Origin of the sequence: Siculibacillus lacustris, from assembly GCF_004328075.1 — a bacterium.
In the GTDB taxonomy this organism is placed as follows: Bacteria; Pseudomonadota; Alphaproteobacteria; order Rhizobiales; family Ancalomicrobiaceae; genus Siculibacillus; species Siculibacillus lacustris.
In genome coordinates, this window is the sequence record NZ_SJFN01000007.1 from 93,008 (window position 1) to 108,109 (window position 15,102).

At 70.3% G+C, this 15,102-nt stretch carries 13 protein-coding genes; 12 read left to right on the top strand and 1 reads right to left on the bottom strand.

The features are described 5' to 3' along the window. The first annotated feature begins 69 nt into the window (after positions 1–69). From EYW49_RS06515 to EYW49_RS06525, 3 genes are read left to right on the top strand one after another with little or no spacing between them, the layout of a single operon-like run. Positions 70–1,071 (top strand): HlyD family secretion protein, encoded by a 1,002-nt coding sequence (locus EYW49_RS06515; RefSeq protein ID WP_131307416.1) that lies wholly within the window; start codon positions 70–72, stop codon positions 1,069–1,071. After that, positions 1,068–3,833: a ribosome-associated ATPase/putative transporter RbbA gene (rbbA, locus tag EYW49_RS06520; protein WP_131307418.1), complete on the top strand. Its 2,766-nt coding sequence runs from the start codon at positions 1,068–1,070 to the stop codon at positions 3,831–3,833. The genes EYW49_RS06515 and rbbA overlap by 4 nt, the downstream gene beginning before the upstream one ends. 1 nt (position 3,834) lies before the next feature. After that, positions 3,835–4,962: an ABC transporter permease gene (locus tag EYW49_RS06525; RefSeq protein ID WP_131307420.1), complete on the top strand. Its 1,128-nt coding sequence runs from the start codon at positions 3,835–3,837 to the stop codon at positions 4,960–4,962. An 18-nt stretch (positions 4,963–4,980) separates the two neighbouring features. On the opposite strand, the gene EYW49_RS06530 is transcribed toward EYW49_RS06525, so the two are convergent. Continuing rightward, entirely contained in the window at positions 4,981–5,847 is an 867-nt protein-coding gene (locus EYW49_RS06530) for an IclR family transcriptional regulator (RefSeq protein ID WP_131307422.1), read from the bottom strand. A 159-nt stretch (positions 5,848–6,006) separates the two neighbouring features. On the opposite strand from EYW49_RS06530, the gene EYW49_RS06535 reads away from it, so the two are divergent. The 9 genes from EYW49_RS06535 (at position 6,007) to EYW49_RS06575 (ending at position 15,024) form a co-directional block, all read left to right on the top strand. Then, a complete protein-coding gene (locus tag EYW49_RS06535) occupies positions 6,007–6,690 on the top strand; it encodes an SDR family NAD(P)-dependent oxidoreductase (protein ID WP_206365402.1) in 684 nt (227 codons plus the stop codon). Next, entirely contained in the window at positions 6,687–7,004 is a 318-nt protein-coding gene (locus EYW49_RS06540; protein ID WP_323052981.1) for a (2Fe-2S)-binding protein, read from the top strand. The genes EYW49_RS06535 and EYW49_RS06540 overlap by 4 nt, the downstream gene beginning before the upstream one ends. Beyond that, positions 6,997–8,373, top strand: coding sequence for an FAD/NAD(P)-dependent oxidoreductase (locus EYW49_RS06545; RefSeq protein WP_131307426.1), 1,377 nt, complete (start codon positions 6,997–6,999; stop codon positions 8,371–8,373). The genes EYW49_RS06540 and EYW49_RS06545 overlap by 8 nt, the downstream gene beginning before the upstream one ends. Then, the gene (locus EYW49_RS06550; RefSeq protein ID WP_131307428.1) at positions 8,373–9,527 is read left to right on the top strand and encodes an NAD(P)/FAD-dependent oxidoreductase; all 1,155 of its coding nucleotides are present in this window, start codon (positions 8,373–8,375) and stop codon (positions 9,525–9,527) included. The genes EYW49_RS06545 and EYW49_RS06550 overlap by 1 nt, the downstream gene beginning before the upstream one ends. An 81-nt stretch (positions 9,528–9,608) precedes the next feature. Then, positions 9,609–11,147: an ABC transporter substrate-binding protein gene (locus tag EYW49_RS06555; RefSeq protein WP_131307430.1), complete on the top strand. Its 1,539-nt coding sequence runs from the start codon at positions 9,609–9,611 to the stop codon at positions 11,145–11,147. A gap of 85 nt (positions 11,148–11,232) precedes the next feature. Next, complete coding sequence (locus tag EYW49_RS06560; RefSeq protein ID WP_131307432.1) at positions 11,233–12,174, top strand: ABC transporter permease; 942 nt, start codon at positions 11,233–11,235, stop codon at positions 12,172–12,174. Then, positions 12,171–13,040 (top strand): ABC transporter permease, encoded by an 870-nt coding sequence (locus EYW49_RS06565; protein WP_131307434.1) that lies wholly within the window; start codon positions 12,171–12,173, stop codon positions 13,038–13,040. Before EYW49_RS06560 ends, EYW49_RS06565 begins: the two co-directional genes overlap by 4 nt. After that, on the top strand, positions 13,037–14,047 hold the full coding sequence (locus EYW49_RS06570) for an ABC transporter ATP-binding protein (protein ID WP_131307436.1): 1,011 nt from the start codon (positions 13,037–13,039) through the stop codon (positions 14,045–14,047). Before EYW49_RS06565 ends, EYW49_RS06570 begins: the two co-directional genes overlap by 4 nt. Next, entirely contained in the window at positions 14,044–15,024 is a 981-nt protein-coding gene (locus EYW49_RS06575; RefSeq protein WP_131307438.1) for an ABC transporter ATP-binding protein, read from the top strand. The genes EYW49_RS06570 and EYW49_RS06575 overlap by 4 nt, the downstream gene beginning before the upstream one ends. Positions 15,025–15,102: the final 78 nt, after the last annotated feature.

Sequence of the window (15,102 nt, forward strand, 5' to 3'; positions counted from 1 at the left end):
CTGCGAGGGGCGACCTGGACTAGGATCGGGTCGTCGTCATCCCGCCGGCAATCTCGAAGAGGCGCCGCGATGAACAAGCCGAAATTCGTCGTCGTCGCGGGTGTCGCCGCGGTGCTCGCCGTCGGCGGTTGGATCACCTGGACCGTGCTGCGACCCCCGGCGCTGCCGCCCGGCGTCGCCGCGGCCAACGGACGGGTCGAGGTCGAACGCATCGACGTCGCCACCAAGCTCCCCGGCCGCGTCGCCGAGATCCGCGTCAAGGAGGGCGATCTGGTCGCCGCCGGCGAGGTCGTCGCGGTGCTCGATACCGCCGACCTCCTGGCCCAGCGCGCCGCGGCGCGCGCCACCGTCGCCCGCGCCACCGCCGGCATCGCCAAAGCCGTCTCCGACGTCGCCGCGGCCATGGCGCAGCTGGCGCTGGCCGAGGTCGAGATGCGCCGCTCGGCGGAACTGCTCGACAAGGCGGTCAGTCCGCAGTCGCTGCTCGATCAGCGCAAGGCCCAGCGCGACGTCGCCGCCGCCACGGTCGACGCGGCCCGCGCCGCGGTCGCCGACGCCATGGCCGCCCGCGACGCCGCCAGCGCTCAGGTCGACCTGATCCAGGTGTCGATCGACGACATGACCCTGAAGGCGCCGACCGCCGGCCGGGTCGAATACAAGCTGGTCGATCCCGGCGCGGTGATCGGCGCCGGCGGCAAGGTCGCCACGCTGCTCGACCTCTCCGACGTCACCATGACCATCTTCCTGCCGACCCGGCTGGTCGGCCGCGTCTCGCTCGGCGCGCCGGCGCGCATCGTGCTGGACGCCGCCAAGACCTGGGTGGTCCCGGCGACGGTGTCCTTCGTCGCGGCGGAAGCCCAGTTCACGCCGAAGAGCGTCGAGACGGCGGAAGAGCGCGACAAGCTGATGTACCGGGTCAAGGTGCGGATCGATCCGGCGGTGCTCGACGCCCACCGGGCCTATGTCAAATCCGGCCTGACCGGCGACGTCCATCTCCTGACCGAGCCCGGGGCGACTTGGCCGGCGGCACTCGAGGTCCGGCTGCCCAAACCCGGCGAGGGCGCGCCATGAGCGAGCGCCGCACCGGCGCGGCCGCCACGGCCGTCGCGGTGACGGCGCTCGGACATCGCTACGGCGCCGGCACGGCGCTCGCCGAGGTCACGCTCGCCTTCGCCACCGGATCGTCGACGGCGCTGATCGGCCCCGACGGGGTCGGCAAGTCGACACTGCTCGGGCTGATCACCGGGGTTCGGGCGATCCAGAGCGGCGAGATCGCGGTGTTCGGCGGCTCGATGCGCGAACGCCGGGTGCGCGACGGGGTCGCGGCCCGCATCGCCTACATGCCGCAGGGCCTCGGCCGCAATCTCTACCCGGCGCTGACGGTGGCCGAGAACGTCGACTTCCATGCCCGGCTGTTCGGCCTCGACGCCGCCGCGCGGGCCGCCCGGCTGACGCGGCTGCTCGCCGCCACCGGGCTCGATCCTTTCGCCGACCGGCCGGCCGGGCAACTGTCCGGCGGCATGAAGCAGAAATTGTCGCTGTGCTGCGCCCTGGTCCACGACCCCGACCTGCTGGTCCTCGACGAGCCGACCACCGGCGTCGACCCCCTGTCGCGGCGGCAGTTCTGGGACCTGATCGACGACATCCACCGCTCGCGCCCGACCATGACGGTGATCGTCGCCACCGCCTATATCGACGAGGCGGGGCGCTTCGGCCGGGTGATCGCCCTCGACGCCGGCCGGGTGGTCGCCGACGGCACGGTCGCCGAGATCCTGGCGAAGACCGGCGAAGCGACCCTCGACGACGCCTATCGCCGGCTCGGGCGGGCGCCCGGCGAAGCCCTGCCGCCGGCCTTCGTGATGCCGCCGCGGGTGGCCAACGACGCCGCGCCGGCAATCGAGGCCCATGACCTGACCCGCCGCTTCGGCGCCTTCACCGCGGTCGACCACGTCTCGTTCCGGATCGGCAAGGGCGAGATCTTCGGCTTCCTCGGCTCCAACGGCTGCGGCAAGACCACCACCATGAAGATGCTGACCGGCCTCCTGCCGGCGAGCGAGGGCAGCGCCACCTTGCTCGGCGTGCCGGTCGACGCCGACGACATCACCGTGCGGCTGCGGGTCGGCTACGTGTCGCAGAGCTTCTCGCTCTACGAGGAACTGACGGTGCGGGCCAATCTGGTGCTGCACGCCCGGCTCTATCGTCTGGCCGAGGCGGCGGTGACGCCGCGGGTCGACGAGAGCCTCGCCCGCTTCGGGCTCGCCGAGGTCGCAGACGCCTATCCGACCGCCCTGCCGCTCGGGGTGCGCCAGCGCCTGCAGCTGGCCGCGGCCTGCCTCCATCGCCCCGAGGTGCTGATCCTCGACGAGCCGACCTCGGGGGTCGACCCTCAGGCCCGCGACGACTTCTGGCGCTTCCTCGCCGAATTGTCGCGCCGCGACGGGGTGACGATCTTCGTCTCGACCCATTTCATGAACGAGGCCGAGCGCTGCGACCGCATCTCGCTGATGCATCTCGGCCGCGTGCTGGCGGTCGGGCCGCCGGCCGAACTGGTGCGCGCCGCCGGTGCCGCCACACTCGAAGAGGCCTTCATCTCCAGCCTCGAGACCGCGGAAGCCGCGGCCGCCGGCCCCAAGGCGGCCGCACCGGCGATCGCCGGCGCGCCCGCCGCCGAGGCGCCGGCGACCACCGCCGCCGGCGGGGTCGACACGCTGGCGACCACCTGGGCCTTCGCGCGGCGCGAGGGGCTCGAGCTGCTGCGCGATCCGGTCCGGCTGTCCTTCGCGATCCTCGGCTCGCTGCTCTTGTTCGTGCTGTTCGGCTACGGCATCTCCTTCGACGTCGAGAACCTGCCCTATGCGGTGTTCGATCGCGACCGCTCGATCGAGAGCGGTCGGCTGATCGACGCCTTCTCCGGCTCGCGCTATTTCGCGGCGCAGGCGCCGATCGCCGACGACCGCGAGGTCGACCGCCGGCTGGTGTCGGGCGAGTTGCGGCTGGTGCTCGGCATCCCGCCGGGGTTCGGCGCCGATCTGATCGGCGGACGCCGGCCGGAAGTGTCGGTGTGGATCGACGGCGCCAACACCTTCCGCGCCGAGACGGTCAAGGCCTATGTCCAGGGGGTGGTGCTCGCCTGGGCGACCGAGCGGGCCGGCGACGTCCTCGGGCCGACCGGGGTGCCGGCGCTGATGCCCTTCGATCTGCGCCCGCGCTTCGCCTACAATCAGGCCTTCCTGTCGCTCGACGCGATCACCCCGGGGGTGATCATGCTGCTCCTGGTGCTGATCCCGGCGGTGATGACCGCGGTCGGGGTGGCGCGCGAACGCGAGATCGGCTCGATCGCCAATTTCCAGGCGTCACCGGCGCCGGTGTTCGCCTTCATGGTCGGCAAGCAGATCCCTTATGTCGTCGTGGCGATGATCAGCTTCGGGGTGCTGTTCGCCTTCGCGCGGCTGTTCTTCGGGGTGCATTTCCAGGGCTCCTTCGTGGCCCTGACGATCGGGGCGGCGCTCTACGTGATGGCGGCGACCGGCTTCGGCCTGCTCGTCTCTACCCTGGTGCGCACCCAGGTGGCGGCGATCATGGCGACGGCAATCCTGTGCGTGGTGCCGACCATCAACTTCTCGGGCTTCATCAATCCGATGTCGTCGATCGAGGGCGTCACCCGCTGGGTCGGGCTGCTGTTCCCGGCGGCGTGGTTCCAGACCATCGCCCTCGGCAGCTTCGCCAAGGGGGTCGGCGCGCTCGATCTCCTGACCTGCGATCTGGCGCTGGCGGGCTTCGCGCTCGTGTTCATCGGCGGCGCCTGCGCGCTGCTCGCCAAGCAGGAGAAGTGACATGGGGCGCTTTTTCCTGAACGTCTTCCGGCTGGCGATCAAGGAACTGCAGAGCCTGCGCCACGATCCGATGATGCTGTTCCTGATCGTCTACGCCTTCTCGGCGGCGGTGATCATGGTCGCCGACGGGGTCAAGCTGGAGGTCGTCAACGCCACGATGGGCGTGGTCGACGACGATCGCTCGCAGCTCTCGCGGCGGATGACCGACGCCTTCGCCGCCCCCTATTTCAAGACGCCGGAGGTGATCGACCGCGGCACGGTCGACCGGGCGATGGACGTCGGGCGCTACGGTTTCGTGCTGGAGTTCCCGCCGGGCTTCGAGGCCGACGTGCTGCGCGGGCGGGTGCCGGCGATCGGCCTGACCATCGACGCCACGGTGATGGTCCAGGCCGGCAACGGCGCCGCCTACATCCAGTCGATCCTGCTGCGCGAGGCCACCGCCTATCTCCAGGGCACGCCGCTCGAGGCGCAGTTGCCGATCGCCGTGGTTTCGCGGGTGCGCTTCAATCCGAACATCGAAGGCCGCTGGTTCTCGTCGATCATGCAGCTGACCAATTCGATCACGATCCTGTCGATCCTGCTGGTCGGGGCGGCGGTGATCCGCGAGCGCGAACACGGCACCATCGAGCACCTGCTGGTGATGCCGGTCGGCGCCTTCGAGATCGCGCTGGCCAAGGTGCTGGCCAACGGCGCGGTGCTGCTCCTGGCGGTGGTGCTGTCGATGGAACTGGTGGTGCGCGGCTGGCTCGGGGTGCCGATCGCCGGATCGCGGGCGCTGTTCCTGTGCGGGACGGTGTTCTACCTGTTCTCGACCACCTCGCTCGGCATTCTGATCGCCACCCTGGCGCGGTCGATGCCGCAGTTCGCGCTGATGGCCATCCCCGTGTTCACCACCATGATGCTCTTGTCGGGCAACATGACGCCGCTCGAGAGCATGCCGCAGGCGCTGCAATGGGCGATGCACGTCTCGCCCTCGGTCTATTACGTCCAGTTCGCGCAGGGCCTGCTCTACCGCGGTGCGACGCTGGAGATCGTCTGGCAGCCGCTGGCGATCATGGTCGGCCTCGGCGTCGTCTATCTCGCCTTCGCCGTCCACCGCTTCCGCATCATGCTCGCCCACGCCGGCTGAGCCCGGCCGAGGCCCGCGTCAGGACACGTCGCCGGGCGTGACCCGCGACGCCGCGGCGAGCGGAGCGACGACGCCGCCGAGATATTGGGCGGGCCGGCGCAGGGCCGGATCGAAGGGCGAGACCCGCGCACCGATGATCGCCGCCTCACGCCGCAGCAGCTCGATCACCGTCGGGCGCCGGTCGGGGCCGAGGCGTTCCTTGAGCGTACCGACGCTGAGTGCGGCGACGACCCGGCCGTTGGTGTCGAAGATCGGCACGGCGACGCCGGTCATCCCCGGAATGATCCCGGTCTCGACGCCGCTGTAGCCCTGGGCCACGGCGCGGGCGATCTCGGTGCGCAGCACCACCTCGTCCATCGCCCCCATGTCGAGCAGCCGCGGGATGTTGAAGCGGATCACCTCCTCGCGCTCCTCCTCGGGCAGGAACGCCAGAATCACCAGCGAGCCCTGGCCGATGCCGAGCGGGATGCGGCCGCCGATGTCGCCGGTGAAGGAGCGGATCGGGAACGGGCCCTCGGCGCGATCGACGCAGACCGCGTGGAAGCCGCTGCGCACCAGGAGGAACACCGTGTCGTTGAGGGTCGCCGAGAGGTGGATCAGATGCGGTCGGCAGATGTCGCGCAGATTGTCCGGATTGGCGGCGCAGGCGGCGAGCGAGAAGAAGTCGAGCGACAGGCGATAGCGGCGCTCGGTGGTCTGGTCGACGAAGCGCTCGGCGATCAGCGACTTCAGCAATCGGTGGGTGGTGGCCTCGCTGGCGGTACAGGCCTCGGCGATGTCGGACAGGCGCATGCCGCCGACCGGAGCACTGCCGAGCACCGCCAGGATGCGCAGGCCCCGCTGCAGGCTGGTCGGGGCGGCGAGGTCGTCTGCCTGTTTCTTCATCCGAAACGACTCCCGTTCATTCCTTGAGCAAATTCCATTGAGTGGAATTCTTTGCTCCAAAATTCCATTTATCAAGAGATCAAATTGACAGACGGCGTTTTTTGATCGGAAATCAGAAAAATCCCTTACGAGGCTGTCGATCGAATGACCAGAGTGGCGATGATATCGGGAGCGAACCGCGGCATCGGCCTGGCGGTGGCCCGGGCCCTGCGGGCCGACGGCTTCGCCCTGTCGCTGGGGGTGCGGCGGCCCGAGACGGTGGCCGCGCTGTTCCCCGAGGACGGGCCGGCGGTGGTCGCGCTGCCCTACGAGGCGGCCGAGCGGGGCGCCGGCGACGCCTGGGTGGCGGCGACGCTCGCACGCTTCGGACGGATCGACGTGCTGGTCGCCAATGCCGGCATCGCCCCCTTCGTCGGGCTCGAGGACGGCGCCGACGACGACCTCGACACGATGTTCGAGATCAACGTCAAGGCGCCGTTCCGGCTGATCCGCGCGGCGCTGCCGGCCCTCAAGGCCTGCGGCACCGGCCGGGTGGTGACCGTCGCGTCGCTGTCGGGCAAGCGCGTGCTGGGGCTCAACGCCGGTTACCAGATGTCGAAATTCGCGGTGGTGGGGCTGACCCACGCGGTGCGCCGGCTCGGCTTCGAGCACGGCATCCGCGCCACCGCGCTGTGCCCGGGCTACGTCGCCACCGACCTCACCGCCGGCGTCACCGAGATCCCTGCCGCGGCGATGACCGCGCCCGAAGATCTCGCCCGCCTCGTCGCCACCGTGGTCGCGCTGCCCAACACCGCCTCGGTCGCCGAACTCCTCGTCAACTGCCGCTACGAGACCACGCTGTGAAGAACCCCGTCGCCGCCGCTACGCCCCTGTTCCACCGTCTGGTGCCGCGCGCCGGTCCGCCGGTGCCGATCACCATCGACGGCGAACCGGTCGAAGCCCAGACCGGCGATCTCTTGATCACCGCAATTCTGACCCATCGCCCCCATCTCCGGCGCTTCGAATTCGCGGCCGGCATGCGCGCCGGCTTCTGCCTGATGGCCGGCTGTCAGGACTGCTGGGTCCAGCTCGCCGACGGCCGCCGGGTGCGCTCGTGCTCGACGCCGGTCGAAGCCGGCATGGCGGTGATCATCGGGGAGGACCCGCAGGATGCTTGACGTGGCGAAGCGCGATCCGGCGATCGTGGTGGTCGGCGCCGGTCCGGCCGGGCTGCGGGCGGTCGAGACCCTGGCCGCGGCCGGCCTCAGGCCGATCCTGATCGACGAGGCGCCGCGCCCCGGCGGCCAGATCTATCGCCAGCCGCCGGTCGGCGCCGAGCGCCCGGCGCGCGACCTCTACGGCTTCGAAGCGCCCAAGGCGGTGGCCCTGCATCGCCTCCTCGACCGGCTCGGCGACCGGGTCGACCACCGCCCCGACACGCTGGCCTGGAGCCTGCTCGAGAACCGTCTCGACCTGCTGTCGGCCGGCAGTTTCGACCAGATCGACTTCGACCGGGTGATCCTGGCGACCGGGGCGATGGACCGCGTCCTGCCCTTTGCCGGCTGGACCACGCCGGGGGTGTTCACCCTCGGCGCGGCGCAGATCGCGCTGAAGGCCCAAGGGGTGGCGATCGGCCGCCGGGTGGCGCTGGTCGGCGCCGGGCCGCTGTTGCCGCTGGTCGCCCATCAATATCTGAAGGCCGGGGCGGAGATCGCCGCCGTCCTCGACGTGACGCCGCTGGCGCCGAAGATCCGCCACGGCCTCGGCCTGGCTTGGCAGCCGGCGACGCTGCTGAAGGGCCTGTGGTACACCGCCCACATCACGCTCGCCGGCCACCCGATCCGATTCGGCGTCAAATCCTTGCGGGTCGAGGGCGGCGCGCGGGTCGAGGCGCTGGTGTGGACCGACGGCCGCGGGCGCGAACACCGGGTCGCCTGCGACGCGGTCGGCGCGTCCTTCGGACTGCGCAGCGAGGCCCAGCTCGCCGATCTCGCCGGCTGCCGCTTCACCTTCGACGCGGTCACCCGCCAGTGGCAGCCGGAGCGCGATCCCGAAGGCCGGTCGAGCCGGGCCGACGTCTATCTCGCCGGCGACGGCGCGGCGATCGGCGGTGCCGATGTCGCGGAGCTGGCCGGCGAACGCACCGCGCTGACGCTGCTCGCCGATCTCGGCCGGCCGGTCGACGCGTCCCGCGTCGCGCTGCTCGATCGCCGCCTCGCCCGCCAGCGCCGGTTCCGCGCGGCGCTCGAAGCGGCCTATCCCTTCCCCGGCCATCTCCTCGACGCGGTGCCGGACGACGAGATGGTGTGCCGCTGCGAGGGCATCACGGTCGGTCGCCTGCGCGACACCGCGAAGGTCCGCGAAGCCCATGAGATGAACCGCCTCAAGGCCTTCACCCGCATCGGCATGGGCCGCTGCCAGGGCCGGGTGTGCGGTCAGGCGGCCGCCGAGATCCTGGCGCGGACGCTGGCGAGCGAGCCGGCGGCGGTCGGCCGGTTGCGCGGCAATCCGCCGGTCAAACCGATCCCGGTCAAGGAGACGCTGTGATGGTCGAACGTCTCGACGTCGATGTGGCGATCGTCGGTGGAGGCACCGCGGCCTGCGCCGCCGCGGTCGCACTCCGGGGCCACGGCCTGACGGTGGCGGTGCTGGAGAAGCGTCGCTGCGGCGCCGGTGCGTCCGGCGTCAATTTCGGCGGCGTGCGCCAGCAGGGCCGGGACTTACGCGAACTGCCGCTCGCCCGCCGCTCGCGCACCCTGTGGGACGGCCTCTCCGCCCTGCTCGGCGAGGACGTCGAATTCGAAGTCAGCGGCCACATCAAGCTCGCCCGCTCCGAGGCCGATCTCGCCGATCTCGAAGCCTACCGGCTCGCCGCGCAGGAGTACGGCCTCGAGCTGACCATGCTCGGCGCCAACGCGGTCCATGCCGAACTGCCGTGGCTCGGCGAGAAGGTGCTCGGCGCCTCGCTGTCGCCGACCGACGGGCAGGCCAATCCGCGGGTGGTCGGGCCGGCCTATGCCCGGCTCGCCCGCCGCCTCGGCGCCGAGATCCGCGAATTCACGCCGGTGACCGGTGCGGTGGCGACCGGCCGCGGTTTCGAGATCGAGGCGCAAGGGCTGACGGTGACCGCCCGCCATCTGATCAACGCCGCCGGGGCCGGGGGTGGATTGCTGGCCACCGCCTTCGGCGAGACGGTGCCGGTGACGCCGCTGTCGCCCAACATGCTGGTGACCGAGCCCTTGCCCTATTTCATCTCGCGCTCGATCGGGGTGTGCGGCGGCGACGTCTACATCCGCCAGACGCGGCGCGGCAATGCGATCTTCGGCGGCGGCCACGGCTGGCAGGACGTCGAGCTCGGGTTCGGCCGGCCGACCGCCGAGCAGTCGCTCGACGGCATGCGACGGACCCTGCAACTGGTGCCGAGCCTCGCCCAGGCCAACGTCATCCGCACCTGGTCGGGCTTCGACGGCCAGATGCCCGACCACATCCCGGTGATCGGGCCGTCGGCGACGACACCCGGGCTGATCCACGCCTTCGGCTTCTCCGGCCACGGCTTCCAGCTCGGGCCGGTGATCGGGCTGATCCTCGCCGAACTGGTGACGGATGGCCGCACGCCCTCGCCGATCGAGCCTTTCGCGATCACCCGTTTCCGCGACATGCCCACAGCGACCAGCGCGGAGGCCGCTCACACCGAACACTGAGCTTCGCGCTCCGCGGCGCGGCTCGCTCCACCAGACCATCGACCGGGCCCGGTCGCGTCCCTAGCAAAGAGGAACCGCACGATGAAGCGACACATCTTCGCCACCGCCGCGATACTGCTGGCGAGCTTCGCCACGGCGCGCGCCGAAACCGTGCTGAACATCGGCATGGCGGCCGCCGACATCGGCCAGATCGACCCGCATCGCGCCACCACTACCCAGGACAAGCCGGTGGTGTCGTGGATCTTCAACGGCCTGGTGCGCTTCAAGCCCGGCTCGGCCAGCCTCGAGACGCTGGAGCCCGACCTCGCCACCAGCTGGGACAAGAGCGCCGACGGCAAGACCTGGATCTTCCACCTGCGCTCGGGCGTGAAGTTCCACGGCGACTGGGGCGAGATGACCGCCGAGGACGTGGTCTATTCGCTGAAGCGCGCCGCCGACGGCAAGACCTCGGCCTTCGCCCCCGACTATGCGGTGGTCGAGAGCATCGAAGCGGTCGATCCGGTGACGGTCAAGATCGTGCTGAAGAAGCCGATCCCGGCGCTGCTCGGTCTGGTCGCCAACTACCACGGCGGCAACATCGTCTCGAAGAAGGCGGCCGAGGCGCTGGGCGCCGACTTCCGCACCAAGCCGGTCGGCACCGGGCCGTTCCAGATCGTCGAGTACAAGTCCAACGAGAGCCTGACGCTGATCTCGAACCCCAATTACTTCCGCGGCAAGCCGAAGATCGACAAGATCGTCTATCGCTTCATCCCGGCCGACGCGTCGCGCGATCTCGCCTTCTCCTCGGGCGAACTCGACATCGTCTACGGCCGCCAGGATCAGCGTTGGGTCGAGCGCTTCTCCAAGGAGCCCGGCACGGTCGTCGAAGTGGTCAAGCCGTCGGAACTGGCGACCCTCTATCTCAACGAGGGCATGAAGCCGCTCGACGACAAGCGGGTGCGTCAGGCGATCGCCTATGCCATCGACCGGCCGCAGATCGCCGGCTTCAAGGGTGCGGCGACCGCCGTTCCCGCCGTCTCGGTGGTGCCGACCGGGTATCTCGGCACCGACGAGAAGGCCAAGCTGTTCCCGAACGACATCGCCAAGGCCAAGGCGCTGCTGACCGAGGCCGGCTATCCCAACGGCGTGGCGATCAAGGTGATCCAGACCAGCCTACCGACCATGCTCAACTCGATGCAGATCGTGCAGAGCCAGCTCAAGAAGGCCGGCATCGACCTGCAGTTCGAAGTGGTCGACCATCAGTCGTTCCATTCGCAGATCCGCAAGGACCTGTCGGGTGCGGTCTATTACTCGGCGGCGCGCTTCCCGGTCGCCGACGTCTACCTGCGCCAGTTCTTCCATTCGGACTCGATCGTCGGCAAGCCGACGGCGGTGACCAACTTCTCCCACTGCGCGGTGGCCGACGCCGAAATCGACGCCGCGGCGATCGAGGGCGATGCCGCCAAGCAGAAGGAACTGTGGAAGACCGCCCAGGCCAAGATCATCGAGGACGTCTGCGCGGTGCCGCTGTTCGAGCAGCTCCAGGTGTGGGCGCGCAAGACCACCGTCGACTACGGCTACACCTTCGAAGGGGCGATCCACCTCGGCCCGGTGATCACCGAGGCGACCACCAAGAAGTGACCCGTCTTCCGTCGGTGCCGGCCTCCGGGGCCGGCACCGACGGAACCCTTCCGATCAGGTCGTCACCGAGCGGGGTGCTCCAGCGATGCTGCGATTCGTGATCAAACGGCTGCTCTTGGCGATCCCGACGCTGTGGGCCGTGCTGACCACCGTGTTCGTGCTGGTCCGGGTGGTCCCCGGCGACCCGACGATCATCATCCTCGGCGATCAGGCCTCGGAAGCCTCGCGCATGGAACTGCGCCAGCGGCTCGGGCTCGGCAAGTCGATCCTGTCGCAGTATTTCGACTTCATGGGCCAGATCCTGCACGGCGACCTCGGCCGGTCCTTGGCCACCAACCGGCCGATCGTCGACGACGTGCTGGCGGTGCTGCCCTACACGATCGAACTGACCATCGCCTCGCTGATCGTCGGCACGGTGATCGGCATCCCCCTCGGGGTGCTGGCGGCGGAGCGGCGCGACGGCCCGGCCGACTGGTTCGCCCGGATCTTCTCGCTGGCCGGCGTGTCCTTCCCGGCCTTCGTCTCGGGCATCCTGCTGCTGATGGTGTTCTCGGTGCAGTTGCGCTGGTTCCCGGTGATCTCCTCGGCCAATGCCGCCGATCCGCTCGAACGACTGCGCGCCCTGGTGCTGCCGTCGGTCAATCTCGGCCTGCTGATGGTCGCCTATGTCACCCGCGTCACCCGCTCGGGGATGCTCAAGGCGCTGGGCGAGGACTATGTCCGCACCGCCCGATCGAAGGGCCTGCCCTACCGGATCGTGGTGTGGCGCCATGCCTTCCGCAACGTGCTGGTGCCGATCGTCACCGTCGTCGGGCTCTATCTCGGGGTGCTGATCGGCAATGCGGTGCTGACCGAGATCGTGTTCAACCGGCCGGGCATCGGCAAACTGATCGTCACCGCGCTGAACCAGCGCGACTACACCCTCCTCCAGGGGCTGATGGTGGTCTCGGCCTTCGCCATCGTGGTGGCGAACATCCTGACCGACCTGACCTATGGCCTCGTCGACCCGCGGGTGAAGACGCAATGACCGCTGCCGCTCCTCCCGCCCCCCAGCCGCGCCGCCGCCTGTCGGTGCTCGGCAAGGCCCTGCGCAACGTCGGGCTGGTGCTCGGCGCGGTGATCGTCGTGGCGATGATCGCCGCGGCCCTCGGCGCCCCGTGGATCGCCCCCTACGACCCCGATGCCCAGGACGTGCTCCTGGTGCTCGGCACGCCGGACTCGGTCCATTGGTTCGGCACCGACGCCTTCGGTCGCGACGTGCTGTCGCGGGTGCTGTGGGGGGCGCGGGTGTCGCTCTACGTCGGCTTCGTGGCGACCGCCGCCGGGGTGGTGATCGGCACGGTGATCGGCGTGATCTCCGGCTATTACGGCGGCATCGTCGACCGGCTGGTGGTGGCGGCGACCGACGTGTTGCTGAGCTTCCCGCAGTTGATCATGGGACTGCTGCTGGTCGCGGTGCTCGGCGCGTCGCTGACCAACCTGATCATCGCCATCGCGGTGACCGCGGTGCCGGCGTTCATCCGCATGGCGCGCGGCTCGACCCTGGCGATGCGCGAGCGCGACTTCGTCGACGCCTGCCGCTCGCTCGGCTTCTCCGATTTCCGCATCATGTTCGTGCACGTGCTGCCGAACATCCTCGACGAGTTGGTGGTGATGGCCTCGCTGTGGCTCGCCTCGGCGATCCGCACCGAATCGACGCTGGCCTTCATCGGCCTGTCGGTGCCGCCGCCGACCGCCACCTGGGGCGGCATCGTGCGCGAGGGCTTCGACAACCTGCTCGACGGGCCATGGCTGGCGCTGTTCCCGAGCTTGGCGATCCTCGCCGTGATGATCGGTCTCAACATGATCGGCGACGGCCTGCGCGACGCCTCAGACCCGAGGGCCCCCCAATGACCGCGATCCCCGCGCCCGCCGCAACCGCGGCCACCGACGGTCCGCCGCTGATCGTCGAACATCTCACCACCTCGATCCATGTCGGCTCCGATCGCCACGACGTGGTGCGCGACATCTCGTTCTCGATCGGGCCGCGCGAGACGCTGGCGCTGGTCGGAGAATCCGGCTGCGGCAAGAGCATGACGGCGCTGTCGGTGATGGGGCTGTTGCCGGCCGGCGTCGCTTCGGTGACCGCGGGCCGGATCGTCGTCGACGGCGTCGACATGACCGCCGCCGCCGAGGCCAAGCGCGAGTCGATGCGCGGCGACCGCATCGGCATGATCTTCCAGGAGCCGATGACCTCGCTCAATCCGGTGCTGCCGATCGGCTTCCAGGTCGGCGAGGCGCTGATGCAGCACCACGGGCTGACCCGCAAACAGGCGCGCGCCCGGGCCTGCGAGCTGCTCGAACGGGTGCGGGTGCCGGCGGCGGCCGATCGGCTCGACGCCTATCCGCACCAGTTCTCCGGCGGCATGCGGCAACGGGTGATGATCGCCCTGGCGCTCGCCTGCCGGCCGCGGGTGCTGATCGCCGACGAGCCGACCACCGCGCTCGACGTGACCATCCAGGCGCAGGTGCTGGCGCTGCTCGCCGATCTCCAGGAGAAGGAGGGCCTCGCGGTCCTGCTGATCACCCACAATCTCGGCGTGGTCGCCTCGGTCGCCGACCGGGTGATGGTGATGTACGGCGGCGACGTGGTCGAGAGCGCGCCGGTCGCCGCCTTCTTCGCACGGCCGACCCATCCCTATTCCTCGGCGCTGCTCGCCGCGATGCCACGCATCGAGGGCGAGGGCGGCCTGCAACCGATCCCCGGTCAGGTGCCGACGCTGACCGAGATGCCGGTCGGCTGCCGTTTCCAGAGCCGCTGCCCGCTGCGCATCGACCGCTGCGCACTGTTGCCGCCGCTCGCCGCGGTCGGCGGCGATCCCGATCATCGTGTGCGCTGCTGGGTGAGGATGGACACATGAACGCGATCCCTGCGACGCCGCTGCTCGACATCCGCGACCTGCGCAAGAGCTTCACCTCGCGGCGCGGCTGGCCGATCGCCCGGACCTCGGTGGTCAAGGCGCTCGACGGCGTGTCCTTCACCGTCGGCGCCGGCGAGGTGGTCGGCGTGGTCGGCGAGAGCGGCTGCGGCAAATCGACCGTCGCCCGCGTCGCCCTGCGCCTGCAGGAGGCCGACGGCGGCTCGGTCAACTTCGACGGCGCCGACGTGCTCGAGGCCTCCAAGATCGACATGCGGGCGATCCGTCGCCGCATGCAGATGGTGTTCCAGGACCCGTCGTCGTCGCTCGACGGGCGCCAGCGCATCGTCGACGCGCTCGGCGAGCCGCTGCGGGTGCACGGGCTCGCCTCGGGGGCGGCGGTGCGGCCGATGGTCGCCCGTCTGCTCGACGAGGTCGGACTGCCCAACAGCGCGCTCGATCGCTATCCGCACGAGTTCTCCGGCGGCCAGCGCCAGCGCATCGGCATCGCCCGGGCGTTGGCGCTGGGACCCGACCTGATCTTCGCCGACGAGCCGGTGTCGGCGCTCGACGTCTCGGTCCAGGCGCAGATCCTGAAACTCCTGGAGACGCTCCGGGCCGAGCGCCACCTCGCCTTCGTTTTCATCTCCCACGACCTCGGGGTGGTGCGCTATTTCTGCCGGCGGGTGGTGGTGATGTATCTCGGCCGGGTGGTCGAGACCGGGCCGGTGCCGGAGATCTTCGTCGATCCGCGCCATCCCTATACCCGCCTGCTCAAGGTCTCCTCGCCCGAGCCCGACCCGACCCGGGCGGTGGCCATGACCTTCCAGGAGGGCGAACCGCCCTCGCCGGTCGATCCGCCCAAGGGCTGCCACTTCCATCCGCGCTGTCCGCTGGCGATCGACCGCTGCCGGGTCGAGAGCCCGGTGCTGCGCGACGTGGCGCCGGGGCGCAGCGTCGCCTGCCATCTGGCGACGTGACCGGCAATTCCCGCGCGGGTGCGGCGCAGAACCGCCCAGATCTCGCCGCAGGTTGGCGGCGACGCGGCCGATTCGCCC

Excerpts from the sequence above, each read along its gene's own strand:
- EYW49_RS06515 (WP_131307416.1), top strand. The coding sequence starts at position 70 with ATGAACAAGCCGAAATTCGTCGTCGTCGCGGGTGTCGCCGCGGTGCTC.
- EYW49_RS06550 (WP_131307428.1), top strand. The coding sequence starts at position 8,373 with ATGGTCGAACGTCTCGACGTCGATGTGGCGATCGTCGGTGGAGGCACC.
- EYW49_RS06555 (WP_131307430.1), top strand. The coding sequence starts at position 9,609 with ATGAAGCGACACATCTTCGCCACCGCCGCGATACTGCTGGCGAGCTTC.
- EYW49_RS06570 (WP_131307436.1), top strand. The coding sequence starts at position 13,037 with ATGACCGCGATCCCCGCGCCCGCCGCAACCGCGGCCACCGACGGTCCG.
- EYW49_RS06565 (WP_131307434.1), top strand. The coding sequence starts at position 12,171 with ATGACCGCTGCCGCTCCTCCCGCCCCCCAGCCGCGCCGCCGCCTGTCG.
- EYW49_RS06545 (WP_131307426.1), top strand. The coding sequence starts at position 6,997 with ATGCTTGACGTGGCGAAGCGCGATCCGGCGATCGTGGTGGTCGGCGCC.
- rbbA (WP_131307418.1), top strand. The coding sequence starts at position 1,068 with ATGAGCGAGCGCCGCACCGGCGCGGCCGCCACGGCCGTCGCGGTGACG.
- EYW49_RS06560 (WP_131307432.1), top strand. The coding sequence starts at position 11,233 with ATGCTGCGATTCGTGATCAAACGGCTGCTCTTGGCGATCCCGACGCTG.
- EYW49_RS06525 (WP_131307420.1), top strand. The coding sequence starts at position 3,835 with ATGGGGCGCTTTTTCCTGAACGTCTTCCGGCTGGCGATCAAGGAACTG.
- EYW49_RS06530 (WP_131307422.1), bottom strand. The coding sequence starts at position 5,847 with ATGAAGAAACAGGCAGACGACCTCGCCGCCCCGACCAGCCTGCAGCGG.
- EYW49_RS06535 (WP_206365402.1), top strand. The coding sequence starts at position 6,007 with ATGATATCGGGAGCGAACCGCGGCATCGGCCTGGCGGTGGCCCGGGCC.
- EYW49_RS06575 (WP_131307438.1), top strand. The coding sequence starts at position 14,044 with ATGAACGCGATCCCTGCGACGCCGCTGCTCGACATCCGCGACCTGCGC.